The 24,875-nt window shown below is 60.6% G+C and carries 18 protein-coding genes; 9 read left to right on the forward strand and 9 right to left on the reverse strand.

Annotated elements, in window-relative coordinates:
* Positions 1-174 precede the first annotated feature (174 nt).
* The gene (locus Mal15_RS29400) at positions 175-1,770 is read left to right on the forward strand and encodes a serine/threonine protein kinase (RefSeq protein ID WP_147871020.1); all 1,596 of its coding nucleotides are present in this window, start codon (positions 175-177) and stop codon (positions 1,768-1,770) included.
* Between the two features lie 120 nt (positions 1,771-1,890).
* Complete coding sequence (locus Mal15_RS29405; protein WP_147871021.1) at positions 1,891-3,129, forward strand: lysophospholipid acyltransferase family protein; 1,239 nt, start codon at positions 1,891-1,893, stop codon at positions 3,127-3,129.
* A gap of 5 nt (positions 3,130-3,134) precedes the next feature.
* Here Mal15_RS29405 and Mal15_RS29410 read toward each other — a convergent pair whose 3' ends face one another.
* Positions 3,135-6,182 (reverse strand): FG-GAP-like repeat-containing protein, encoded by a 3,048-nt coding sequence (locus tag Mal15_RS29410; protein WP_147871022.1) that lies wholly within the window; start codon positions 6,180-6,182, stop codon positions 3,135-3,137.
* Positions 6,140-7,033: a cysteine peptidase family C39 domain-containing protein gene (locus Mal15_RS29415; RefSeq protein WP_147871023.1), complete on the reverse strand. Its 894-nt coding sequence runs from the start codon at positions 7,031-7,033 to the stop codon at positions 6,140-6,142. The genes Mal15_RS29410 and Mal15_RS29415 overlap by 43 nt, the downstream gene beginning before the upstream one ends.
* Positions 7,034-7,209: 176 nt before the next feature.
* Between Mal15_RS29415 and Mal15_RS29420 the strand changes: the two genes are divergently transcribed.
* From Mal15_RS29420 to Mal15_RS29430, 3 genes are all read left to right on the forward strand, one after another.
* Positions 7,210-9,312, forward strand: a complete 2,103-nt coding sequence (locus tag Mal15_RS29420; protein WP_147871024.1) for a hypothetical protein — start codon at positions 7,210-7,212, stop codon at positions 9,310-9,312.
* 58 nt (positions 9,313-9,370) lie between these two features.
* Positions 9,371-11,305 carry an ABC transporter ATP-binding protein gene (locus Mal15_RS29425; RefSeq protein WP_147871025.1) on the forward strand — a complete coding sequence of 645 codons (1,935 nt, stop codon included), beginning with the start codon at positions 9,371-9,373 and terminating at the stop codon, positions 11,303-11,305.
* A 147-nt stretch (positions 11,306-11,452) separates the two neighbouring features.
* Positions 11,453-12,499, forward strand: a complete 1,047-nt coding sequence (locus Mal15_RS29430) for a fatty acid desaturase family protein (protein WP_147871026.1) — start codon at positions 11,453-11,455, stop codon at positions 12,497-12,499.
* Positions 12,500-12,616: 117 nt separating this feature from the next.
* Here the strand turns inward: Mal15_RS29430 and Mal15_RS29435 are convergent, their stop codons facing one another.
* From Mal15_RS29435 to Mal15_RS29445, 3 genes are read right to left on the reverse strand one after another with little or no spacing between them, the layout of a single operon-like run.
* Positions 12,617-13,675: a prenyltransferase/squalene oxidase repeat-containing protein gene (locus Mal15_RS29435; RefSeq protein ID WP_147871027.1), complete on the reverse strand. Its 1,059-nt coding sequence runs from the start codon at positions 13,673-13,675 to the stop codon at positions 12,617-12,619.
* Positions 13,676-13,723: 48 nt separating this feature from the next.
* Positions 13,724-14,623, reverse strand: a complete 900-nt coding sequence (locus Mal15_RS29440; RefSeq protein ID WP_147871028.1) for an Fpg/Nei family DNA glycosylase — start codon at positions 14,621-14,623, stop codon at positions 13,724-13,726.
* 12 nt (positions 14,624-14,635) lie between these two features.
* On the reverse strand, positions 14,636-15,595 hold the full coding sequence (locus Mal15_RS29445; protein ID WP_233903104.1) for a DUF429 domain-containing protein: 960 nt from the start codon (positions 15,593-15,595) through the stop codon (positions 14,636-14,638).
* A gap of 21 nt (positions 15,596-15,616) precedes the next feature.
* On the opposite strand from Mal15_RS29445, the gene trpB reads away from it, so the two are divergent.
* The gene (gene trpB, locus Mal15_RS29450) at positions 15,617-16,840 is read left to right on the forward strand and encodes a tryptophan synthase subunit beta (protein WP_147871029.1); all 1,224 of its coding nucleotides are present in this window, start codon (positions 15,617-15,619) and stop codon (positions 16,838-16,840) included.
* A gap of 253 nt (positions 16,841-17,093) precedes the next feature.
* Positions 17,094-17,795, forward strand: a complete 702-nt coding sequence (locus Mal15_RS29455; protein ID WP_147871030.1) for a metal-dependent hydrolase — start codon at positions 17,094-17,096, stop codon at positions 17,793-17,795.
* Positions 17,796-18,106: 311 nt separating this feature from the next.
* Here the strand turns inward: Mal15_RS29455 and Mal15_RS29460 are convergent, their stop codons facing one another.
* Positions 18,107-18,427 carry a Rieske (2Fe-2S) protein gene (locus Mal15_RS29460; protein ID WP_147872671.1) on the reverse strand — a complete coding sequence of 107 codons (321 nt, stop codon included), beginning with the start codon at positions 18,425-18,427 and terminating at the stop codon, positions 18,107-18,109.
* A 119-nt stretch (positions 18,428-18,546) separates the two neighbouring features.
* On the opposite strand from Mal15_RS29460, the gene Mal15_RS29465 reads away from it, so the two are divergent.
* Positions 18,547-20,382, forward strand: a complete 1,836-nt coding sequence (locus Mal15_RS29465) for a TIGR03960 family B12-binding radical SAM protein (protein WP_147871031.1) — start codon at positions 18,547-18,549, stop codon at positions 20,380-20,382.
* Positions 20,383-20,595: 213 nt separating this feature from the next.
* On the opposite strand, the gene Mal15_RS29470 is transcribed toward Mal15_RS29465, so the two are convergent.
* Positions 20,596-21,513 (reverse strand): cation diffusion facilitator family transporter, encoded by a 918-nt coding sequence (locus Mal15_RS29470; RefSeq protein WP_167547119.1) that lies wholly within the window; start codon positions 21,511-21,513, stop codon positions 20,596-20,598.
* Positions 21,514-21,719: 206 nt separating this feature from the next.
* Here Mal15_RS29470 and Mal15_RS29475 point away from each other — a divergent pair, with 206 nt between their 5' ends.
* Positions 21,720-23,864, forward strand: a complete 2,145-nt coding sequence (locus tag Mal15_RS29475; RefSeq protein WP_147871033.1) for a fused MFS/spermidine synthase — start codon at positions 21,720-21,722, stop codon at positions 23,862-23,864.
* Between the two features lies 1 nt (position 23,865).
* Here the strand turns inward: Mal15_RS29475 and Mal15_RS29480 are convergent, their stop codons facing one another.
* Positions 23,866-24,249 carry a hypothetical protein gene (locus Mal15_RS29480; protein ID WP_147871034.1) on the reverse strand — a complete coding sequence of 128 codons (384 nt, stop codon included), beginning with the start codon at positions 24,247-24,249 and terminating at the stop codon, positions 23,866-23,868.
* A gap of 3 nt (positions 24,250-24,252) precedes the next feature.
* Positions 24,253-24,744, reverse strand: coding sequence for a hypothetical protein (locus Mal15_RS29485; protein ID WP_147871035.1), 492 nt, complete (start codon positions 24,742-24,744; stop codon positions 24,253-24,255).
* Positions 24,745-24,875: the final 131 nt, after the last annotated feature.

Consider the following 24,875-nt stretch of genomic DNA (forward strand, 5'->3'; position numbering starts at 1 on the left):
TTCTTTGCGAAATCGATTTGCAATTTCCCGCGTGGCTCTCCAATCCGGCCCGCCAGTTGCGTAGACTTCTCGTCTCGCCACAACTGATCCCCCGGAAAATACTGGAATCCCGCACCGCAAGTGCTTGCCCCCACCGCAAGCGTTTTTGCAGTGGGACCACCAAAACGGTCACTTATGTCGGAACCGTCGCCCAAAAAGTTTCTTGAACTGGTCGAGAAAAGCCGCCTGGTAGATCCAGTCAAAGCGAAGCGGTTGTTGGAGAAGGTTCGCCAGCACTACGACGGCGGGTTGCCATCGGACGCCAAAACGTTGGCCCGCCTGTTTGTCAAAAACGGACTGCTGACCGAATGGCACAATGAAAAACTGCTCAACGGCAAATACAAAGGCTTCTTCTTAGGCAAATACAAGTTGCTCGGCCACATCGGCACCGGGGGAATGAGCAGCGTGTATTTGGCCGAGCACACCAAGCTGCACGACCGTCGCGCGATCAAGGTGTTGCCCAAGAAACGAGTCGCCGACTCGTCCTACTTGGCCCGCTTTCAGCTGGAAGCCAAAGCGATCGCGTCGCTTAATCACCCCAACATCGTGCTGGCGTACGACATCGACAACGAAGGCGACGTTCATTACATCGTGATGGAATACGTCGACGGCCTGGACCTGCAAGCGTTGGTCAAGCGTGACGGCGCCCTGGATCCTTCGACGGCCGCCGAGGTGATCGCCCAAGCCGCTCGCGGACTGGCCCACGCGCATTCCAAAGGCGTGATTCATCGCGACGTCAAACCGGCCAACCTGCTGTTGGACTCCTCCCACACCGTCCGGCTGCTGGACATGGGGCTGGCGTTGATGGGCGCCGACGAAGACGAATCGCTGACGGTGGCCAACAACGAAAACGTGCTCGGAACCGCAGACTACCTGGCGCCCGAGCAAGCCCTTAACAGCCACACGGTCGACCACCGCGCCGACATCTATGGTTTGGGCTGCACGATGTACTACCTGCTGACCGGCCAACCGCCCTTCAACCAGGGCACCCTGGCCCAGCGGATCGCGATGCATCAAAAGGAGATGCCCAAACCGATCCGTGAAATCCGCAAGGGCGTGCCCGGAGAGCTGGAAGGCATATGCGTCAAGATGATCCAAAAGGATCCGAATTACCGCTACCAGACAGCCGAAGATGTTGCCGAAGTCCTGGAACGGTACGTCGCCAAGGTCCCGCGCGGTCAAAAGGTGACGGTCGGTCTGGGGGATCTGCCGGGGATCGGCGGTGACGGTTCCTCGTCGATCTCGCTGGACGACGACACCCTGCGACCCAACCAAGGTGGCGACACGCTGTCCAACAAGAACGACGAAACGCTCACCAGCAGCCGCAGTCGTCTGATCCGCGGCGAAGGATTGAGCACCAACGACAGCGGAAAAATGGTCAACGTCAGACGTCCGACGATCGACTTCAACGACAACAGCTTCTTAGACCTGCAAGTCGAATCGGGTTACGGCGGTGCGACCGCCCGCCCGCCCGCCTCACGCAAACCGACTGCCGCCAAAAAGACACCGAGCGCCGCCGCATCGCAGCACTACCCCGAACGAACCGACGGGCGGTCCAGCGTTCATGTCGGCAGCGAATCGGACGTCTACAAACCCGAAAGCCGCAAGCCGGTCAAAGAAAAAGGCGTTGACAAGATGCTGATCGCGGCACTCTTGGTGGCGTTCTTCATCGTCGCGGTCGGTTTGGGATTTTTCCTGGGACAGGCATCCGGTTCCGGCGCCGGACCGTAATGGTCACGCGCCCTCGGGCTCTCTAAACTCTCGACCATGCCCTCGTTTGTGTCCGCAACGCGTCTGTCGCCACGCTGATCCTGCGACCATCAACGTTCCGCCCCAGAGTTGCCCCCGCCGATGACCGTTGTGTTTGAGCGTCCGTATCAGTTCGTGCCTCCTTACCGTGGAAGGCTCTGGCCCTGGTTGATCCAACGGCTGCGACTTTACGACCGCTATCTGAAACGCAAGGAAGGCGTCGTCGACTATGAACTCCGCGGCACCGAACACCTGCGGCAGTCGCTCGACGCGCAGCACGGAATCTTGCTGGCCCCCAATCATTGCCGCTATGCCGATCCGCTGGTCATGGGCTGGCCCGCCCGGCAACTGGGCATCCATGTCCACGCGATGGCATCGTGGCACCTGTTCAACGAAGGCCGTTTCGACCGTTTCGCACTGCGACGCATGGGCGCCTTCAGCATCTTTCGCGAAGGCAACGACCGGCAATCACTCGAAGCCGCGATCGAGATCCTGGTCGAAGGTCGTCGGCCGCTGATCATCTTCCCCGAAGGCACCACCAACCGGACCAACGACCAGCTGAAACCGCTGCTGGACGGTGTCGCCTTCATCGCCCGCACCGCCGCCAAACGACGCGCAAAACTCCACGCCGACCCGTCGAAAACCGCAGATGACGGCAGCGGCAACGTCGTCGTTCACCCGGTCGCCATCAAGTACCTGTGCCTCGAAAAAATCGACCGCTGGGCGACCACGCAACTGGACCGATTCGAACAACGCCTGGGCTGGAAACGGATGCCGCCACGCGACATTCGCCAGCGCACCGTCCGGCTCGCCGAAGCACTGTTGGCGCTCAAAGAGATTCAATACCTCGGCCACTGCGGTGCCGGCGACCTGCCGTCGCGACGCGATGCCTTGATCGAACATCTGCTCACGTCCACCGAAGCCGAAATGCAACTGGATAAACCCTCGGCGGACGTCCGCGAACGTGTCCGGCTGATTCGCTCCACCGCGTCGTCGCGCTATTTCGAAAACGGCGCCGATCCCGCGACCGCCACCGCGCTCAAACGCCATGTCCAGGCCGCCGACATCGCCCAAGACCTTTCGTCGTATCCCGACAGCTACCTGATGGCCGATCAGGTGACCGACACCCGCATCGTCGAAACCATTCAACGGATGCAAGAAACCGTCAACGGACACGCCGACCACACGATCCCCTTGAAAGCCGTCATCGAATTCGCGCCGGCCATCCAAGTCGACACCAAACGCCCCCCCAAAGGCCAACCCGATCCGCTGATGCAAACACTCGGGCAAGAACTCACCACGCGACTGGCCCGACTCGCCACCGAAGCCCGAAAGCTGTAAGGATGTCATCCCCCATCGGCGACCACCTCTCCCGATCCTTCGACCACCAACACGCGGCGGTTGATCGGCACATCAGTAAACGTTTCGCGGTCGCCGTTGGGCCAACGAACGGTCAACTGATCGATGGCCTGATGGTCGGCAACACCGACATGCAACAGCGGTTCGTTGGAACACATGTATCCATCACCGCCGCTGGTCCACAATGAAAACGTCTCCTCACCGCAATCGACCGAGACGATCGCGCCCACGGCATCACGTTCGCTACGGCGACCAACCAACTGCACCTGCAACCAGTTGCCCGATTGCGACTGATTGATCAGCAAGGCGACCGGCGCGTCGAGATGATTGGCCAACAAATCCATGCGACCGTCCCGATCCAGATCGCCCATCGCCAGCGCGCGTCCGAGTCGCTTGATGGCGAAATAGGAGGCTTCATCGGCAACCTGCTCCGGCTCGAATCGTTTCGGTGTTCCGCGAAACAGTTGCGGCTGCATTTGAAACGGAATGCCCTGCTGTCGGAAATCGTACAGATGCCCGTTCAGCACTGCCAAATCCAGCCAACCGTCGTTGTCCAGATCGGCCGCTTGGCAACCGAACCCCAACACACTTCGGCTGGGGACATCCAGCCCACGCCGCATCGCATCATCGACAAACGTCCCCGACGGACTTTGCAGAAACAGATTGACCGGCTCCTTGTAGAAGTTCGTAATCGCCAAGTCCAAGCGACCGCTGCGATCAAAATCCCCCGATGCGACTCCCATGCAAGCCGCCGCAACGCCCGATGCGCCGACCGCCAATCCGCTGATCCCCGCCATTTCGACCAACCGCTCACTTGCCGATAACCCGCTCCGCCAATATTGATTCAAATCCCCGTCGTTGCCCACAAAGACTTCATTACCCGGACGACCATCGAAGTCCGCGATCACCACACCGAATCCGTAGTTGGGCGGCACCGACTCACCGACCAGCGAATCATCCTGCACAAATCGCCCCTCGGGAGTCGCCGTTAGAAAACGGTCTGGCGCGGGACGAAAACTCTGCGGCACACACGCGATGACCTCGCCCTGACACTTCTTCTGAAACACCTCGGGATCATCGACATAGTTCACCTCGACCAGATCGGGAATCTGATCACCGTCCAGATCGCCGACGCCGATGCTGGACGTCCACAGGCCTTCGTCCGGCAGGTGCGTCGACGTGACATCGCGAAACGTCCCGTCACCTTGGTTGATCAATGCTTGATTGCGACCGATGTTGGCGACCAACAGATCGACAAACCCGTCTTGATTGATGTCTGCCGCGCAAACGCCTTGACCGAACCCGCGTCCATCACATCCTGCGGCGGTCTCCACACGACCAAACGCCACCGGATCGGTTTGGCGGTACAACTCGTTGGGCATCGAGTCATCGGCGATGTTGGGGTCGCCGCCGGACTGGACGACATACACATCGAGTTTGCCGTCGCGATCGTAATCCAACAGCGCCAACCCACCGCCGTTGGCCTGATGCAAAAAGAAATCGACTTCCCGGAGGTTGTAATCGCTGACAAAGGACGTCCGCAGACCGGACGCGTGGGCGACGTCGCGAAACACCAGCGGACTTCGCTCGGCCGATTCGGGCTCCCCGCCGTCGTGCCGTCGCGTCACCAGTCGCTCGGGCAGCGGATAGTCGCCGGGGTCAAACCCCAACAGCTTCCGCGTCCGCGCCTGCACGATTTGTTCCGCGGTCGAATCGCGTTCCCATTGCCCAATCGCCGCGGCTCGCTGCTGCAGTTTCTCTGGCCGCAGCGTCTCGCCCGCACCACGCTCGGCGGCGATCTTGTACCAGCCGAGCGCCTCCCAAGGTCGCAGCAGTGATTCCAACACCGCGCCGATTTCGAACGCCTCACTGGCATCGGCGCGGGCGGCTTTGCGAAACACCGCATCCAGTTTTGACAGCGACGCCTGTGCGGCGGCGGCACGTTCGTCCTGTCCCACACGTGACAACGCGGCGACGATCAATCGCAGTGCCCGCCGGTCACTGGGATCAATTTCGATCGCCCGAGCCAACGCCGCGATACTCTGACGATCTTGTTGGATCCCTTGCAGCCAATTCCCGACTGCGACCCAGTAGTCGGACTGGGCGTCGATGCCCTCGGGAACGTTGTCCAACCAGCGTCGAAAGTCTGCGTCCCGCCCCGCTTCGACAAGCACGCGGCCGTAAAACGCCTCCACGCTCGGCATGCCGGGATGGTCGCGACGTAGCGTTTCCAGGATCGCCAACGTTTCGTCGATCTCATTGTCCGCCACATACGTCTGGCGTGCCTTTCCGAGCGCGAACACCCCGAGTTCCCTGTTGTCGGTCCAGCGATCAAAGGACACGATTTGAAACGGCCCGGAGACGTCGACCAGACTGAGCACTTCGCGGTCGTCGGCAGCCCCCAACTGCAACAACCGCCGCACGTGCGTGCTCGCTTCCTGACGTCGCCCCTGCGAAGAAAACAGCCTGGCCAAGAAACGATGCCCATCGGGAGCGTCAGGAAACCGCTGGACCGTCCGTCGCCCCACTTTCTCCGCCAGCCCCCAATCGCCCGCCTCCAGGCTCCAAAAAAACGATCGCTCCAGCCAACCGATCGCGCCCGCCGCGGAGGTCTCCGCATCGGCAGTCTGCAACGCCCATGCGGCCGCCTGTGCAAACCGCCCGGTCATCTTCAACACTTCGGCAAACATCGCCTGAGCACCGCGGTCGCCGGGGTGGTCAAGTAACAGACGACGCGCCGTCTGCTCCGCCTGGTCAAGACGGCCGGCATCCAACCGAGCGCGAATCTGGCCGAGCTGTTGCGTCAGCGTCTCCCCCGAAACGTCCGCAGCGGGATCTGGTTCTGCAGTGGGATCTGGTTCTGCAGTGGGATCTGGTTGACCAAACGCGGACGGGCGCTGGCTGGCCGATGCCGCCGTCGGTGGATCGGGCTGCTTGGTTGCTTGAGTCTCAACGTCGCAGCCGGTCACCGCCGCGACGATCCATCCGACCATCAAGATTCGCGACGCACCAATCGTACCGCTTCTCCACGCCATAGGATTTCCAGATCCTGCTTTGCCCAACGCTCACGTCCAATCGACGGATCACCGACTTCGATCCCGCCGTCCTCAGCCGGTCCGTACAAGACGACACTGTGTCGAAATCCTCGTGGCCAACCGTACTCCTTAATGTAACGTGATTCGATTTCCGGCGATGCGACCGTTCCGAAGCGAGGAAATCCGACCAAGATCAAGCAGGGAAAAATATCGTCGCGCGGCTCGCGGCTGAGCAGATCCTCCAAGGTGACGTCCATCACCTCCGGCTCCCACGGGGTCTGGGCGGTCGCCAAACGCAACCCTCGCCACAACCCCAGCGATGTCGTGCCGAGTGCATCGGTCAAGCACCACTGCACCAACTGATGTTCCTCCGCGTCGATCCCGTTGGCCTTCAACAACGTCGCCGCGGCCGCGGGGCTGCAGGTCACGCTGCCAGATTGCTGGCACACGTCGTGCCCCAGCCAAACCGTGTTCATGCTGTGCCGCACCGGACGAATCACCGGTTGGACGATCGGTTGCAACAATGTTGCGGTCGCGAACAACGCCAACATCAACGACAACCCGCCGCGCCGCCACAACGGTCGATTGGGGATCGCCAGTGCCGCCGCGCTGGCGACGCACAAAAAGATCGGCGCAAAATTGGTCCACACGATCGCCGCGGTCAACGGGACGAACCGAGCCCACGTCAATGTCCCGTTTAGAAAGTAGACGTACCCGGCCGCCGAAAGCACTGAAAAACACAACACCACGCTGGAGAAACGCGACTCGCGCTTCATCCGGACCGCGACGAACGATCCGATCACCAGACACAGACAAACCATGACCGAGGTCGCGACGACAAGATCCAGCATGGACACCCCTCCGAACAAAAAGACAAGCGGAGACCGACGAGGAGAGCGATCCAGTGTAACATCCCCTGGATCGCGATGGCATCAAAATCTTCGCCGCCCCACCTCCAGCCCCGCTGGCCGCGGCGTCCCCCGGCCAATGCAAGCATCCCCCCGCCCCCACATTTCGCCCTTCGTCCATGCCGTTGCTTCGCGATTTATCGCCGCTGATTGCCGGGCATTCGGCACTGCTGATCGCGACACTGACCCTCGGTCCGGGCAATCTGGCCGATGTGCGTGTCCAACTGACCTGGGCGGCGTTTCTGGCCCTCGGCTGGCTGAGCGCCCCGTGGTGGATCGGCGATCACTGCGCACCGATTCGTCGATATTTCGCCGCGATGATCTCCTCGATCGCCCTCCACGGTCTGCTGGCCTGCGCCGCATCGCTGACCGGACTGGGGATGAAGGCGTACCTGACAATCATGGCCGTCGCTCTGCTGGCCGCGGCGGCGCTGCGTTACGGCCATCTGGTCAGGACGGCGGTGGGTGCGGCTCCGTGGCCGGTCGTCCGGCCGCCACGACACAGCTTGATGATCACCACTTTGATCGTGTTCTCGGTTTGCGTTTACCGCACGCCACGATCCAACGACATTCATCAGTTTTTGCTGCAACAACAGGACATGCTCGCCAACGCCTCGTTGGACGTTTCATCGATCGGCATGTCCGCGATGGACGTCGACCAGGCCATGCCCCGCTGGAAGTCACACTATTGGCATTCGTTGCCCAGCATGATCGCGTACACCAGCGGGGTCGCCGTCGATCAAGTCTTGCTGCGTTATGCAACCATCCCGATCGCGTTCTCGGTGTTGCTGTGCCTGGCGGAGGTTATCCGATCCCTGGCGGGTCGACGTGTCTCTTATCCGATCGTGTTGCTCGCGATCCTGGGAAGTGTGTTGCTGTGGTATCGCAACTTCAACGCGTTCAACTATTCGTTTCGGATCACGAACAACCTGTTGCTGGACAAAGACATCGCGTTGTTCTTCCTGATCCCCGCGACGCTTTGGTTGGCCCGCGGCTGGATCGCCGGCAGGTCGCGGTATGGGGTTCCGCTGGTGGCGTTGCTGCCTGCGCTCCTTCGATTCCACCCGTTGACCTCGATTTATCTGCTCTTGCTGGCCGCACCGGTGGCCGTCCTGGTCACCCCCGCCGATCCTCGCGCGATCCGGCGGACCGCGACTTTGGCCGTCGCGGCCGTTGTGTTGTGCGTCGGCGTTTTCCTGATCGGCGACGCGCAAAGCAACCACCAGCAGATTCGTGAAATCATCCGGATCGATTACCGACAGTCACTCGACGAAAGGCCGATTCATTACTGGGTCGGTTTCTACAACACCCTACCGGGCACTCCGCTGCCGAGTGACACGACCGAGTGGGTCGGCGATCGGCTGCAGTTGAAACACTCGGTGATCACCGGATGCGGGCTGTTGGCGATGATGCAGATCGGCGTGCTGGTGCTGGGCGTGGCAACTTGGCGGGGAAAACGTGCTGATTCCAGGCGTCTGCTAGCATCGGGATGGCGCCTGCTGGGGTCGGGGCTGGTTGCCGCCGGGATGTTGTGGGGCATGTGGCTGGTCTCGGGCGTCTTCCTGACGCGGCTTCCGCACTACGCCGCCGGCTATGAACGATTGCATTGGTTTGCCTATCCGATCGCTTTGACCGTCGTCGCCGGGGCGCTCTCATGTTGCGTCCCGCGTGGCGTTCGCCGAACGACCGGCATCGCGATTCTGGTTTTCGTGGGCGTCTCGGCGTTGGCATATCGCTTCGAAATCTCAACACCACTCGCTCGCGCGCGTGGGTTCAACAGCCTGCTTGACGCCGAGCTGGCGGACATGGGTAAACGGCGGGCGCGGTGGCGATCGATCGCACCGGCGCGGACGCTGGCCGATTTGCGCCCGGACTATTTGCGACCTTCCGACCGCGTGTTGCTGCTGGACCTTGAAACCACCAAACACTACTGGTTGATTCGACAGGGGGTTTTTTGGGCAGACCCCTACGTCGAGGCGTTTGCCTGGTTTCATCGCGGCGACGATTTTTTGGCCGACCGCAAACTGTTTTACGACCTGCTGGACCGACAGAGTGTTTCCGGACTCGCCGACTGGATCGCACGGAAACGGATTACGTTGATCATCGACAAGCGTCCGGGCGGCGATGCATTCCTGGCTCGGCTGTCCAAACGGCACGGTCTGGCGATGCGACGCATCGCCGCGGGAGTCTGGCGTGTGGAGTTATCGACCGTCAGCGGTTGAACCGCCCGCAACCCGATGTCACCTTGTCATCCGTCCGCCACGGCGCTACCAATATCGTATGCCTACACTGCCCAGTCGCCACCGATTTGCTGCCTACCGTCAGAAAGTCCGCCAGCGAAATGCCCAGAAAATCCGCCCGACGGGCCATCACGGTGGCGATCGAAGCGCCGTCAAGTGGGGCGAGCGCGAGCGCACTTTTTGGGAACTGATCGGCGAGTTTTGGAAGCTGGTCGGTCCGCACCGACGTCAGATCATCATCGCACTCTTCTTCTTGACCATCGCGATCGGGCTGCGATTGGTACCCCCGGTCGGCACCAAGCTGGCGATCGATTGCGTACTGACCGATCCCCCCAAACCGCTGCCGGCGTGGCTGGCCGAGTTTGGCTGGCCGAGCGACAAGATGCAGCGGTTGGTCTGGATCGCCGCCGCGGTCGTCGTGATGACCATCCTGGCCACCATCGTCCATCTGTTCAGCCGCTGGACCGCCACCAAAGCCGTCAACCAATCCCAGATCACGATCCGTCGACGCGTGTTTGACCATGCCATCCGTCTGCCCCTGGGACGCGTGTACGACCTGAAATCCGGCGGCGTGGCCAGTCTGATTCGCGAAGACGCCGGCGGCGTGGCGGATCTGATCTTTTCGATGTTGTACAACCCCTGGCGGGCGATCGTCCAATTCGTCGGCAGCCTGATCATCCTGATCTTCGTCGACTGGAAACTGATGGTCGGCGGCTTGCTGCTACTGCCGATCGTGTGGGTCAGCCATCGCACCTGGATCAACCGTATCCGGCCGCTTTACCGCGACATCCGCAAACAACGCCAACGGATCGACGCCGGCGCGACCGAGACCTTCGGCGGGATCCGGGTCGTGCGAACCTTTTCCCGATCACGTCGCGAATCGGCCAAGTTCGTTCGCGAGGGCGGCTTCCTGGTCCGGCAACAGCTTTTCACCTGGTGGTGGACGCGGATCATCGAAACGGTCTGGGAAGTCATCATCCCGCTGGCGTCGACCGGATTGTTGCTCTACGGCGGATACCAAATCATTCAAGGCGAGCTGACACTCGGCGACCTGATGATGTTTCTCGTTTACCTGACCATGCTGCTGGACCCGCTGGCAACCATCGCCGGCAGCGCCGTCGGGTTTCAAAACAACTTGGCCGGACTGGACCGCATCCTGGACGTGATGGAAGTCGACAGCGAATTGCCGACCAAACCCGATGCCGTCCATGTCGCCAAAGCATCGACCGCCGGCAGACTCGAGATCAAAGAGCTGTCCTTCCGTTACCCCGGCACCGAAACCTTCGTACTGCAATACATCTCGCTGGAGATCGAACCCGGCGAAACGGTCGCCCTGGTCGGTCGCAGCGGTGCGGGAAAAACCACCCTGACCAACTTGATCGCCAGGTTCTATGATCCCGTCGAAGGCAGCGTGCAGCTGGACGGCCGCGACCTTCGCGACATCAACCTGGACTCCTTTCGCAGCTTGCTGGGCATCGTCGAACAAGAGGTGTTTTTATTTGACGGCACGATCGCCGACAACATCGCCTACGCCCGTCGTGATTGCGACCAAACGGAAATCATCGCCGCAGCACAAGCCGCGGCGGCCCACGAGTTCATCGAAAAGCTGCCCCAGGGCTACGACAGTGTCATCGGTGAACGCGGCGTCAAACTCTCCGGCGGACAACGTCAACGCCTCGCCATCGCACGCGCGATTTTGGCCGACCCCAAGATCTTGATTCTCGACGAAGCGACCAGCAACCTGGACAGCCAAAGCGAACAGATGATCCAACGATCCCTCGAAGAATTGCTGGAAAACCGGACGTCGCTGGTGATCGCACACCGGTTGAGCACGATTCGTAACGCGGACAAGATCGTCGTGCTCGAAGACGGCCACATCGTCGAGGTCGGCACGCACCAGCAACTGCTCGCAGGCGGAGGCCGGTACCGGGACATGGTCAAATTGCAAACCTCCGAGCCCCAACACACCCACTAGCAGGATCGCGACGCATTGAAACAACATTCGACGCCGATGGGCCGAGTTCACCTCTACAATCGGGCGACAATCGCCTAAGCTTTCGGCTTACATTGGACGCGGCCTCGCGGGAAGGCCTGCGCACCGACCTGCTAGACGGAGATTTTGATGGATGCTTGTTCACAGCAGTGGGTCCATGATTCCAAAGTCGCGTTGCGCGACGCCGAGACCGATTACTTTCGCGTTTCATCATGGATCTATTGGCGAGATTTTTTGGTCAGCACCGTGCTGGCGTACACCGCCGCGAGCGTCTATCTGACTGCGGAATCCTGGTCGGTCTACCAAGTCGTCGCGTTTCCGATCGCGGTGTTTTGGCTTTATCGCGCCGGTTCACTTGTTCATGAAGTCGCCCATCTGGGCGAACATGAGATGCGTGCTTACAAGGTCGCCTGGAATCTGATCGCAGGTGTACTGATGTTGGCACCTTCGCCTTTCTTTTCCGGCCATCACCGCGATCACCATACCCACCGCCTGTATGGAACCAAGCAGGACCCCGAATACATCGTCAATTGCTTCCGACGCGGAAACTGGTCCAGCATACTCGCTTACTCGCTGTTGGTGCTGGCATTTCCCATCATTGTTACTGCGCGGTTTGTCCTAACCCCGTTGACGTTTTTGCACCCCAGGCTTCGCACGTTCGTGTTAACGCGTTGTTCATCACTGATGATGAATCCCCACTATGTGCGAAGGGTTTCCGCGGCCGATCGACGCCGCATCACGGCGGTCGAAATTTTGACTTGCATCCGTGCAACATTGATTCCGGCACTCGTGCTGTTGGGCATCAACCATTGGACGAGAATCCCCATGCTCTATTCGCTCGGCATCAGCGTCCTGTTGCTCAATCAATTGAGGCTGTTGGCCGATCATCACTTCGAAAGCGATGGGACAAAGATGACGGCATCGGAGCACCTGCATGATTCTTGCAATTTTACCGGCCGCGATTTTTTCACTTGGTTACTGTATCCCTTCTCGATTCGCTTTCACGCCCTGCATCACCTGTTTCCCTCACTGCCGTATCACAACCTGCGGGCGGCCGACCAGTACCTGATGCAAACGCTGCCGGTCGAGTCCCCGTACCGTGATTTGCAACAATCCAGCTGGTTTGCGGTCGCGCGAAAGACCCTTGCTCGAAAGCCGCAAACGACACCAAGTTGACCGTGGGCGGCGGGCGCTTTTCGCAGTACGATGGCCCTTCCGGGCTGTCGTCCGTGGGGCACTGCGCGACGACCTATAAAGGACATCGTACAACGATCCGCGGGTTTAATTAGAACGCTACCGTTGATAGATCGGCAGGTAGCCGTAATCCAATTGCAGCATGATCAAGTTGCACGCGGTCACATAGACCGGATGGATTTGGCCTTCCCAATTTCCCTCGGGACGCTGCTGGCTGGTGATGCGTTCGTACAACTTGGTACGGAACGGCTGCCACAACTCGTCGCCTTGGCGATAAACGACTTGGCTGTAATACAAGTATGTGTAGTGCCAATGGCCGAACGCGCGGGCGCCGTCGCTGATCCCGTGCAGCTCCTTCTTGGTGTACTCCAGCATCTCCGGGACGTGCTCGCTGTCATAGTCGCCGGCGTTGTACAGTGCCGCCAATGCTGCCGCGGTGATCGCCGGACGACTGTTGCCGCGCTGACGGCTGCTGTAGCTGATCCCGCCGTCCTTGTTCTTGCAGCCATAGATGTATTCTTTGGCACGATCGATCACGTCACCGCTGACCGGGATCCCGGCATTGCGGCAACCGCGCAGCCCCTGGACCTGGGTGATTGTGGTGGAGCCTTCGTCAAAATCATTGCCCTCGGCCGCCGACACGTACCCCCAACCGCCGGCCGCGGTCTGGGCGTTGCCGCTGAACTCGACCGCCCGCGTCAGCACGTCCACGATCTCGCGGCGACGATCCAACAAACCTTCTTCGCCCAAGACCTGCGACAGGAACAACATCGCGAACCCGTGTCCGTAGGTGTAACGCTGGTCCGTTTTGGGGTCGCCGATCAACCCGTTGTCGCGGCTCTTGCTGATCAAAAAATCTGACGTCCGGGCGATCTCTTTGGCGTACGGTCCTTGCGTGGTCGTCGAACCGCTGCCGATCATCGCCGTGCCGGCCAAGGCAGCCATCGCGGTCGGATAGACCTGGGTGTTCCAATGCCCGCGTGAAGACTGGGTTCGCGCCAGCCAGGCCAGCGCCTTTTGCGTCGCCGTTTCCCAAGACGCATTGCGTGCCGCGGCAACACCCGGCCGAGGTCCGAGCGACGATGCGGCGAGCGTTCCGCCGGCGGCCAGTAAGGCGGACTTGCGAAACCAATCGCGTCGGTTGGATGAAATCGGCATCGTGATTCCAGACGGGCAAGAAATTCAAAATTTAAGTGTCCACGCGGCTTATGATTGTACCGTGCGACCCGCGGCGGGCGAAACTTCGATTCGACCGACCGACGCGTGTTGCCCCGTTTTCCGCTGACAAATCGGGCAAAAAAACGTGCTCCGCTGGGCTTGGACGATTCGGCGAATCACACCCGCCCGGCAGCGTCCACACCCCAATCCGGCCCGGTCGTAGACCCGATGGTAGTTCTGATAGCTGCCCTCGTTGTTGAGCGCGTTACGGTAGGTTCCGTCGGAAAGCGTGCTGCCCTCGTGCTCGATCGCCTCGCCCAGCACCAATCCGATTCCGGCGTGGATCCGTTGCCACTGCGGCCGGCTGAGCTTGTCGCAGCGGGTGCGTGGATCGACGCCGGCGACAAATAGAATCTCCGCCGCGTACAGGTTTCCGATGCCCGCCACGGCCGCCTGGTCCAGCAGGCCGACTTTGATCACGCGGCGACTGTGCCGCAGACCCTCACGCAGTTGCTCCGCGGTGATTTTGGTCGCATCGGGCCCCAGTCGGTCGCGGACCTCGCGCCGCAATTGTTCCGCCGTCAACAACCGCACCGTGCCCAGCCCGCGACGGTCCCAAAACAGCATTTCCTCGCAGCGATCCCCCGCCAGGGTCAGTCTCAATCGCAAGTGCTCCGGCCCCGGCGGGTCCGCCAGCAGCACCAAACCCGTCATCCGTGGCTCGATCACGATCGCCTGGTCGTCTTCCAGCTCGATGATCACCCGTTTTCCCAGCCGGTCGATCCCGGTGATCCGGCGGTCGCGGACGCGGCGATCGAACTGGGCGATCGCTGGCTGAAACAAAATCGGTTTGCGTCCGCAGGGCGGACGCTCGGCGGCGACGATCCGATGCCCCACGATCGGCAACACCCCACGACACATCGTTTCGACTTCAGGCAATTCCGGCATCGTGTCTTTCCTTCAACAATACACAAACCCCTCGCGCCGATAACGCGGGTGGGCCTGGATCGCGTGATGGTCGGCTCGCGCCACCCCCAACCACGCTCCCAGCCCCGCCAGCACCGCATCGAGTGCATCGCCGCCGGGATCGTTCATGATCACCCGTCGTCGATGCGGCGAGATCTGGACGTATTTCGAAACCGTCTTCAAGATCGTTCGTCGCGTCCGCTTGTGCGTGTCTTCTGGCGGCTTCCCACCAGACTGCTTGTAACGCTGGTGCGGCAATTCCAATCGCTTCAGGGTCGACGACGGACATGCTTCGACCAGGATCGAGGATGCCACGCCGCGGCCCGCTTGGTCATATTGAAACGGCAACACGACGACATTGCGATGGGCGACCAACTCGGCCAACACGTCCCGCATGCCGTGGAACGTCTGGTAGATGATCCGATAGTGGTAACAATCAAACGGCGTTTGCGTTTCCCGATCCGTGGTGCGGCGAACGTGTTTGGTCCCCAACACCTGCTCGGTCCGCTCAACCAGCGACTGGCCGAATTCCTTGGCCGAACCGTCGAACTCGCTGGCGTGCGACAATTGATCCTGCCAGTCGCCGATGTTCAACTCGATCGGTAATCCGAACGGAAAATCGCACCCCCAAAACGTTTTCGATTGCGATGCAATGCGGTCGACCAAGTAGCGGTTGACGCTGTCGCGGTCGTCGCCACCGGCCAACCGGCCCAGTGGATGCAAGGACGCGAGCCGGAAACTCGGTTCATCGTCAGCCACCCGCAGCGGTCCGGCAGCGGCTAATTCCGCGATCCACGCCGTTCTCCCGGACTGGGCCGCACCGCTGTAGTCGACTCCCATCACCGTGCCGATCGCGGCATCGTCAATCCGGCGGAATCGCTTTGGGCGGGAGTTCGTCGCGTTGACCAATTTGGATGACCGGGGGAAGATGATGAACTTGAAATACGGAAGCATACCTTTTTGGCAAAACTTACGATGAGCAGTGCTCCTTCCCGATCACCCGCCACCGCATCCGTCCCAGACGAAAGAGGCCGATTCGGCGATTTCGGCGGCCGATTCGTCCCCGAAACGCTGACCCGGGCACTCGATCAATTGGCCCAGGAATACGAACTGGCCAAGAAAGATGCGAGCTTTCAGCAGGAACTGGACGGATTGCTGAAAACCTTCGTCGGACGCCCCAGCCCGTTTTACCATGCCCGACGGCTGTCCGAGGCCGCCGGGGGGGCCCAGATCTGGCTCAAACGAGAAGACCTGAATCACACCGGGGCGCACAAGATCAACAACACGCTTGGCCAGGCCTTGTTGACCTTGCGCATGGGCAAGACGCGTGTGATCGCCGAGACCGGCGCCGGCCAACACGGCGTGGCCACCGCGACCGCCTGCGCCCACTTCGGGCTGCCCTGCACAGTCTACATGGGGTCCGAAGACATTCGCCGGCAAAAGCCCAACGTGTTCAGCATGCGGCTGATGGGAGCGACGATCAGCCCCGTCGAATCCGGTTCGCGGACGTTGCGGGACGCCGTCAACGAAGCGATGCGTGACTGGATGGCCTCGGTCGAGCACACCCACTACATCATCGGCAGCGTGATCGGCCCCCATCCGTTCCCGATGATGGTCCGCGATTTCCAGGCCGTCATCGGACGCGAAGCACGCGATCAATCGCTCGAGGTGTTCGGCAAACTGCCCGATTGTGTCGTCGCCTGTGTCGGCGGTGGCAGCAACGCCGCCGGCATGTTCTATCCCTTCATCGAAGACGACGGCGTGCGGTTGGTCGGCGTCGAAGCCGGCGGCCGCGGCAGCAATCCCGGCGATCACGCCGCCCCGATGTCCTTCGGATCGCCCGGCGTGCTGCACGGCAGCTACAGCTATGTGATGCAAGACGAAGACGGCCAAACCTGCGACGTGCACAGCATGAGTGCCGGACTGGACTACCCCGGCGTCGGCCCCGAACACAGTTACTGGAAAGATACCGGCCGCGTCGATTACATCCAGTGCGGCGACGCCGAGGCCATGGACGCGTTTGATAAACTGGCCCGCAGCGAAGGCATCATCGCCGCCCTGGAATCCAGCCACGCGTTGGCCAAGGCGATGAAGCTGGCCGCCGAAATGCCCAAAAGCGAGAACTTGGTCGTGTGCCTGTCCGGACGCGGCGACAAGGACGCCATGGAAATCGCCCGATTGCGTGGCGAAGATTATTAGGCTTCGTCCCTCAACCCGTAGCGGAAGCCGCCAAGGCTTTCGACGCGCAGCAGACCACACGGGAAAAGCCGAAATTCTTGGCGAATTCCGCTACCACCTACGATCCTCGCCGGGTTCTGGGAAACGATGACGATTCGCGGAGAGAGTTCGCCCGACGGCAAGCGGGGAATGTCTTTCACGCCCAGGCCGACATCGCGACGGCGGAAGATGTTATCCTTTCTAAACTTCGCCAACAAAAGGAAGATCGAACCCGATGATCAAACTCACCTGGCTCTCCCACGCAAGCTGGCTGATCGAAACTAAAGATGCACGGATCTTGCTGGATCCGTTTTTTGCCGATAACCCGAAAGCCGAAGCCAAAGCGGAAGATTTCCCCGACGTCACGCACGTGCTGGTTTCGCACGGTCACGCCGATCACGTCGGCGACGTCGCTTCGGTGGTCAAACACTCCGGCGCCCAATTGATCGCGACCTGGGAGATCGCCGAATGGTTCAAAAAGAACCACGGCTTCGAAAATGTGGTGGCGATGAACGTCGGCGGCAACGTCCCGATCGGTGACGGGACCGCCAAGATGGTTCCCGCACTGCACAGCAGCAGCCTGCCGGACGGATCCTACGGCGGTTCGGCCGCCGGATTCCTGCTCAAGTTCGAGACCTTCCGCGTCTACTTTGCCTGCGACACGGCCTACTACCACGACATGAAATGGTACGCCGGTGGGGCGGACGTCGCCGTCGTGCCGATCGGAGACCTGTTCACGATGGGCATCCACGACAGCATCGAAGCGATCAAGTTGATCGAACCCCGCGTCGTGCTGCCGACCCACTACAACACCTGGCCGCCGATCGAACAAGACGCCGCGGCCTGGGCCAACAAGGTGACCGCCGAAACCGACGCCAAACCCGTTGTCCTGAAAGTCGGCCAATCCCACACCCTGGAGTTGGTCCGGGGCCTGTAGGGAGCGTCCAGCTTAGAGCGAACACGTTTCCGTGTACGACGGCCCTTCCGGGCCGTCGCCCGTGGGGCTCCGCGCGACGACCTACTAAGGACGTCGTGGCTGGGTAGAAGGGTAGGAAAATTTTTTGGGTAGAAAAATGACCTACATCGAATGAAGGGTGCATTTCATCATTTTCTTACCTCCGAAATTTTCTTACCCGATTTCCGCAGACGGCCATGAAGCAGGACCACCAGCACGACTCAGCTGATTTCAGTTGAGGCCTTCTGCCCAGCCCCCCAATGGTAGTCGTTGGTAGATCACAAAATCGGTTGTCACTCCTGCTCAAGCTCGCGGACGAACACCTCCTCGCCTTCGACCTTGACCTCAAAGCAGTCGGTCTTCACCCGCGGGTTGTCTTCCCAGGTTCCATCGGCGATGCAAAATCGCCAGGCATGCCAGGGGCAGGTGACCGTCGTCCCCTCGACATGCCCCTCGGCCAGGGAAGCCCCCATGTGGGGGCAGAGGTCATCGATCGCGTACCAACTGCCATCTTCCTGGCGAAACACGGCCACCATCCGGCCCTCGATCGGGACGGCTTTTCCGCGGCCGATCTCGAAATCGTCCACCTTCCCCACTGATTCAAATTCGCTCACAGCTCGCATGCACCTTGAAATCGTCGGTTTGTCTTGCGTTCATGCCCCGGTACCGACCACACTTTAGGCATTGGATCGATTGTCCACCACACCCGCCCCCAGCGAATCGGCATTCCTGAATGATCAACCACCAGCGACGCAAACTGCTCGAATCCCGCGTTTGGCCGCACGTTCAGACCCCCGCGCAATACGTCGGCGGCGAACGCAACATCATCGTCAAAGACCATCGCGGCCTGCGTGGAAAACTGGCCGTCGGGTTTCCCGACGCCTACACGATCGGGATGAGCCACCACGGATTGCAGGTGCTGTACTCGCTGATGAACCGCCGCGACGACTGGTGTGCCGAGCGTGTGTTCACCCCCTGGCCGGACATGGAGCAATTGCTCCGCCAGCACGACATCCCGCTGTACACCCTGGAAACCTTCACCGCGCTGTCGGAATTTGACGTCGTCGGGTTGAGCCTGCAGTACGAGATCAGCTCGCCGAACGTGTTGACGATGATCGACCTGGGCGGCATCCCGCTGGAATCGGTCGACCGCACGATGAACGACCCGCTGTTGGTCGCCGGCGGCCCCTGCTGTCAAAACCCCGAACCGATGGCCGACTACTTTGACGTCATGATCACCGGCGACGGCGAACCGGCCCTGCCGGACGTCTGCGACCTGTGGCTGGAAATCAAAGAGAGCTATCGCCGCGACGACGGCACGTTGCCCGACGGGGAAGAAGGCAAACGCCAGCGAAGCGATGCCCTGGCCAAAGTCGCCAACACGCTCGATTACGCCTACGTGCCGCGGTTCTACGAGCCGGCCTACAAAGACGGCCGGATCGTATCGCTCGAGCGGCTGCGCGAGGACGTCCCCACCACGTTTGCCCCCAGCGTGATCAGCGATTTGGACGGCATCCCGTTGCCGGTCGAGCCGATCGTGCCCTACATCGAATGTGTGCACGACCGCATCGCCTTGGAAATCATGCGTGGCTGTCCGCACCTGTGCCGGTTCTGCCAAAGCACGGTGATCAAACGCCCCTTGCGGATCCGCGAAGTCGACACGATCGTCGATGCCGCCTGGCAAAGTTATCTGAACACCGGCCACAACGAAATCAGCATCCTCTCGCTCTCCAGCAGCGACTACCCGCATTTCGAACCGCTGGTCAAACGGCTGCACGAAGTCTTTAAGCCGCTCGGCGTGAACATCAGCGTGCCCAGTTTGCGCGTCAACGATCAATTGCGATCGCTGCCACAACTGATCGGCACCGACCGACGCAGCTCGTTAACACTCGCACCGGAAGTCGCACGCGATGACATGCGTGAACAGATTCGCAAGAAGATCAAGAACAGCGACCTGATCGAAGGCTGTCGCAACGCGTTCCAAAACGGATTCGATAGCGTCAAACTGTACTTCATGTGTGGATTGCCCGGCGAACGACCGGTCGACCTGGACGGCATCGTCGACTTGGCGGAAACCATCGCCACGGTCGGCAAAGAAGTCAAAGGCCGCTACGCCCGCGTCACCGCCAGCGTGTCCAACTTTGTTCCCAAAGCCCACACGCCCTACCAGTGGAACGGCATGCAAAGCCGCGAGTATTTCCACTGGGCCCACAAGTACATGTGGAGTCGGCGAAAAATACGCAGCGTCAACATCAAGTGCCACAACATCGAAACCAGTCTGCTCGAAGGCGTGCTCAGCCGCGGTGATCGACGCACCGGCAAAGCGATCCGATTGGCCTGGGAGCGTGGGGCACGCATGGACGGCTGGACCGAGCACCTGGATCCCGATCGCTGGTGGTCGGCGATCGAAGACGCCGGCATCGACGTCCAACAGCAAGTCCACGACAAATATGACCTGCTGGACAAGTTGCCCTGGGACCACGTCAACGTCAAATTCGGACGCGCCTACCTGGAAAAAGAGCAGGGCAGGGCAACCGTCCAACTCCAAGCCCTCGCCGAAGCAACGTAAAGATCAGTATGAGCCCGAAGCGTAAGCGAGTGGATCCGCCTCGTCCCTTGCTCGCGCCGCGGCACGAGCAGTTCGTCGCAGCTTAGTTTTCGGGTAGCGGAACTCGCCAAGAGTTTCGCGCAGGCGCGGTGACGCCGCGCGGAAGACCGAAAGCCTTAGCGGCTTCCGCTACCCCAATCAAAAACGTTCACAACACACCTGGCCCAGGAACGATCAGTCCGTCCACGGTTCGATGTGAATGTGCACGTCTCGAACCCGTGGCATCTTCGCCAACAATCGGTCCTTGACTTCGTGTCCGATGCGGTGGCCTTCATCAACACTCAGCTGGCCGTCGACCTGAACATGGAGTTCGATGAAGTACTCCAATCCGCTCTTTCGCACGCGTAGCTTTTCGGTGTCTTTGACCTGATCGACCTCCGCCGCGATGTCCCGGACCTTGGCCACCGTTTCCGCATCCGCTTGCTGGTCCATCAACTCGGCGGCGATTGCCAGAAACATCTTGGCGCTGGTGATGATCAACATGGCACAAACACACAGCGCCGCGATCGGATCGACATAGGGACCGAAGCCGCCCAGCGAGGGCGCGGCGAACAAGCTGATCGCGATCGCCCCCGAGCCGAGCGCGTCGCTGCGGTGATCGAGCGCCGTCGCACGCAGGGCCGCCGAATCGAGTCGCTTGGCCACCTGAGACGTGTATCGGAACAGCGCCTCCTTGATCAGGCTGCAAACCGCTGCGACCACGCCGGCCGACCAGTGTGGGATCTCCGGCTCCTCAGAAAACCCGTGAATCGTCTCGATGGTCAGAATCCCGGCCCCGAACATGACCAACAGCGAGACGCCGAACCCGGCGATCGATTCGGCTTTGGTGTGCCCATAGGGATGATCGTCGTCTTCCTCCTGTTCCGCGATGTGCAGCGCGGCACGGACGACGACCGAACTGGTGACGTCGCCGATGGAGTTGACCGCATCGGCGATCAACGCCGAACTGCGCAATAACAGCCCACCGACCAACTTGACGATCACCAACACCGCGTTGCTGGTCAGGCCCCAAAGCGCAGCTCGCTTGGCGTCGACGTAGACGCGATCGCGAACGGCAATGGATGCTTCGTCTCGTGGGGGACTGAGCGACACGCGTTTGCGGATCCGGGACCGGTGGGGAAGGACATCTCAACGAAAGGCATTAGTGCCCTGTTGATTCAAACAGCCGTAAGTTACCCGACTTTCACCCCGCACGTCGATCACCGCGCTATCGGTGACCTAAGGTTTCGCGCCATTTCTATCGATTGCGACCGCAATCCCTGAAATCCGAACGCCGCATGTGGGAATTCCTTCGAGCAATGTCCAACTCAATCAGCAGCCGACCGTCAACACCGTCACAATCCTCACCAGCCACAACGGATGACGGTCGCAGTCGATCGATGATTTGGTTCGCCGCAACGATCTTGCTGGGCGCTTTCCTGGTTTTCCAAGTCCAACCGATCATCAGCAAATGCGTCCTGCCCTGGTTCGGCGGGACACCGGCGGTCTGGACCACCTGCATGTTGTTTTTTCAACTGTTGTTGTTCGGCGGCTACCTCTATGCACACGTGCTCCGCACCTATTGCAATCCGTTCGCACAAGCCGCGGTGCACTTGCTGCTGCTCAGCGCGGCCGCGATGACGTTGCCGATCGAACCGTCGGACGCCTGGAAACCGACTGGCAGCGAATCGCCGACGCTGCACCTGCTGTGGATGCTCGCCAGCCACGTCGGACTGCCGTACTTCGTGCTTTCCAGCACCGGGCCGCTGGTCCAAGCCTGGCTCAGCTTCCACGACAACAGCGAACGCGTCTATCGCTTGTACGCCCTGTCCAACGCAGGCTCCTTGTTCGCGCTGCTCAGCTATCCGTTTCTGTTTGAACCCGTGCTGTCGGTGTCGACACAGTCCAGCATGTGGTCGTTGCTGTTTTGTCTGTTCGCGCTCGTCCAAGGTTACGTCGCCGTCAGTCTGTTCCGGATCACGCCCGATTCCTTCGAAGCTACCGAACCAAAGGCACCGGAGACCTCCCCCGCATCGACCGCCGCCACCGCGCCCGTTTCCGCGGCCACACAAGCCGCCTGGATCGCGCTTCCCGCGTTGGCCTCGGTGATGCTGTTGGTCGTCACCAATCATGTGTGCCAAGACATCGCCGTGGTCCCCTTTCTGTGGGTACTGCCGCTAAGTTTGTATCTGGCCAGCTTCATCGTTTGCTTTGACTCACCTCAGTGGTACCGCCCCAAACCGATCGCCGCGGTCACACTGGCCGCACTGGCATTGATTCAGGGCAAGACACTGCTGCCGGGCAGCATTCAATTGATCGCCGAAGCCTGCTGTTACATGGTGATGCTGTTCGGTGCCTGTCTACTTTGCCACGGCGAAGTCGCCCGATTGAAACCGGGCACCGCACGACTGACACAGTACTATGCGATGCTGTCGGCCGGCGGCGCGCTCGGCGGCGTGATCGTCGCCATCCTGTGTCCGCTGCTGCTGAACAACCACGCCGAGTTGCCGTTCTTTGTGGCCCTGGTCACCGCACTCACCTTCCTGCTGTTCTTCGCCTGTAAAACGTGGCGACAAGCCGAATACGACTGGGCCGCAGCGGCACGACTGAAGTACGGGGCGCTCCTGGTGATGATCTCGCCGATCATCACCATGGCCTTCGTCTCCAACAATCGGACCATCGCATCGCAGCGAAATTTCTTCGGCGTGCTCAAAGTCCGCGAGAAACCACTCGGCATTTGCCTGGTGCACGGCAGCACGCTGCACGGCATGCAACGCCATGCACCGCATCAATCCCAGCCGACGACCTACTACGGCTACGAAAGCGGTGTCGGCCACGTGATCAAAGAGTTGCAGCAACAACACCCCTCGCTACGGATCGGCATCGTCGGACTCGGTTGCGGCGTGCTGACCAGCTACGGACGCCCGACCGACTCCTTTGACCTGATCGAAATCAACCCCGCAGTCATCGACATTGCCGACCGCTATTTCACCTTCATGAAAGACTGCCCCTCGTCGATGACCCGCCACCTCGGCGACGGACGCTTGGTGCTGGAGCGGATGACCGACGCCAAATTCGACCTGTTGGTGCTCGACGCTTTCAGCAGTGATGCGATCCCCGCACACCTGCTGACGCGCGAATCGATGTCGCTGTACAAAGAGCGACTCGCCGAAGGAGGCGTCCTGGCGATTCACACGTCCAACAACCACCTGGAACTCTCACCACTGGTCCACAACCTCAGCCGCGATGCCCAGATGGACAGCCGCATGTTCGAAGGCATCGGCGACAATTCCATCGGCACGACCCACTCGACATGGATGATCATCGCCCAACCCGGACACACGATCTTCCAAGCCGCTTCTCTGGCCAAGGCCACCACGGCGACCGACGAAGAGCTGCGAGAGGCGCCGCTGTGGACCGACCAGCACCACAACTTGGTCAGCGTGCTGCGACTGTGGCAATAGGTCATCCATCGAAATGATGGATCGCGTACTTGCCGTCGACCTGTCGCTGAACCGCAAAACGAAACGTCGACTTTTTGTGACTGGCCGATTGCCGATCGCTCGGCTTGCTGCCGCCGCGCGACCAGATGTCGTACGCGGCGCGACTGACGTACATCGAGTGCGGCCCCGCGTTAGCAAATTCGGTCTGACGGTTGTGGATTTCGCCGGCAAGTGACGTCAATTCGGCTCGGGTCAAACAGATCACCGAACTGATCCGCACGCTCCGTCGCTGAAAAACGATCTCGGCCTTCTTCTTGCTCAGTTCGTTGCCGATGAAGACATGGTCCTTCCAGAACTTCGACGTGAAATAGGTTTGCGCATCGCTGGGATTGAATCGATCGGCCATGGTTCAGGCCTCGTCTTTGGGAATCGGGTTGTCTTTCAGCCGCTGCCAAATCATTAGCGACGGCTTGCCCTTGTCATCGGGCAACATCCCGTGCACTTCATAGAAGCGATCACCATCGATGCGGAAGATATACGCCGACTCCCGTTCATCTTTGGCACCCGCATTAGGTCCGACCAGCACGACTTTGTTGCGATAGCGAAAGACGGGCACCGCACCACTGGTATCGATGCGGTATTCGGACCGATGCGATTGGATCGGATGCTTGTTCGGGTCATAGGTCGTCACCACCGTATGATCCCCGCGATGCACTTTGATCGTCATGTACTTGCCATTGGGCGTTTCGCGATACAGCACCCACTCCCCCTTGATCGTCTCGCCAACCGTCGGCTCTCCGGCGTCTGCCGGCTGCGACTCCTCGACTTGTCCGACTGCGACAAGCGACATGAAGCTGACGGGGACCCAAACGAACACGACTGCGAAAAGAAACCGGTACATGGTACATCCCGTTCGAACGAAGGTGAGACGATTGGTTGACTAGCGGCCGTCAGTCCGACCGCATTCCGTCCAGACCGGGATCAATCCGCGACGAGGACGCCAGCGCCCGGAAGGTTCTCCAAAAACCGAAT

This window comes from Stieleria maiorica, from assembly GCF_008035925.1.
GTDB lineage: Bacteria > Planctomycetota > Planctomycetia > Pirellulales > Pirellulaceae > Stieleria > Stieleria maiorica.

Excerpts from the sequence above, each read along its gene's own strand:
- Mal15_RS29410 (WP_147871022.1), bottom strand. The coding sequence starts at position 6,182 with ATGGCGTGGAGAAGCGGTACGATTGGTGCGTCGCGAATCTTGATGGTC.
- trpB (WP_147871029.1), top strand. The coding sequence starts at position 15,617 with ATGAGCAGTGCTCCTTCCCGATCACCCGCCACCGCATCCGTCCCAGAC.
- Mal15_RS29405 (WP_147871021.1), top strand. The coding sequence starts at position 1,891 with ATGACCGTTGTGTTTGAGCGTCCGTATCAGTTCGTGCCTCCTTACCGT.
- Mal15_RS29415 (WP_147871023.1), bottom strand. The coding sequence starts at position 7,033 with ATGCTGGATCTTGTCGTCGCGACCTCGGTCATGGTTTGTCTGTGTCTG.
- Mal15_RS29475 (WP_147871033.1), top strand. The coding sequence starts at position 21,720 with ATGTCCAACTCAATCAGCAGCCGACCGTCAACACCGTCACAATCCTCA.
- Mal15_RS29435 (WP_147871027.1), bottom strand. The coding sequence starts at position 13,675 with ATGCCGATTTCATCCAACCGACGCGATTGGTTTCGCAAGTCCGCCTTA.
- Mal15_RS29455 (WP_147871030.1), top strand. The coding sequence starts at position 17,094 with ATGATCAAACTCACCTGGCTCTCCCACGCAAGCTGGCTGATCGAAACT.
- Mal15_RS29480 (WP_147871034.1), bottom strand. The coding sequence starts at position 24,249 with ATGGCCGATCGATTCAATCCCAGCGATGCGCAAACCTATTTCACGTCG.
- Mal15_RS29445 (WP_233903104.1), bottom strand. The coding sequence starts at position 15,595 with ATGCTTCCGTATTTCAAGTTCATCATCTTCCCCCGGTCATCCAAATTG.
- Mal15_RS29400 (WP_147871020.1), top strand. The coding sequence starts at position 175 with ATGTCGGAACCGTCGCCCAAAAAGTTTCTTGAACTGGTCGAGAAAAGC.
- Mal15_RS29465 (WP_147871031.1), top strand. The coding sequence starts at position 18,547 with ATGATCAACCACCAGCGACGCAAACTGCTCGAATCCCGCGTTTGGCCG.
- Mal15_RS29430 (WP_147871026.1), top strand. The coding sequence starts at position 11,453 with ATGGATGCTTGTTCACAGCAGTGGGTCCATGATTCCAAAGTCGCGTTG.
- Mal15_RS29420 (WP_147871024.1), top strand. The coding sequence starts at position 7,210 with ATGCCGTTGCTTCGCGATTTATCGCCGCTGATTGCCGGGCATTCGGCA.
- Mal15_RS29440 (WP_147871028.1), bottom strand. The coding sequence starts at position 14,623 with ATGCCGGAATTGCCTGAAGTCGAAACGATGTGTCGTGGGGTGTTGCCG.
- Mal15_RS29425 (WP_147871025.1), top strand. The coding sequence starts at position 9,371 with ATGCCTACACTGCCCAGTCGCCACCGATTTGCTGCCTACCGTCAGAAA.
- Mal15_RS29485 (WP_147871035.1), bottom strand. The coding sequence starts at position 24,744 with ATGTACCGGTTTCTTTTCGCAGTCGTGTTCGTTTGGGTCCCCGTCAGC.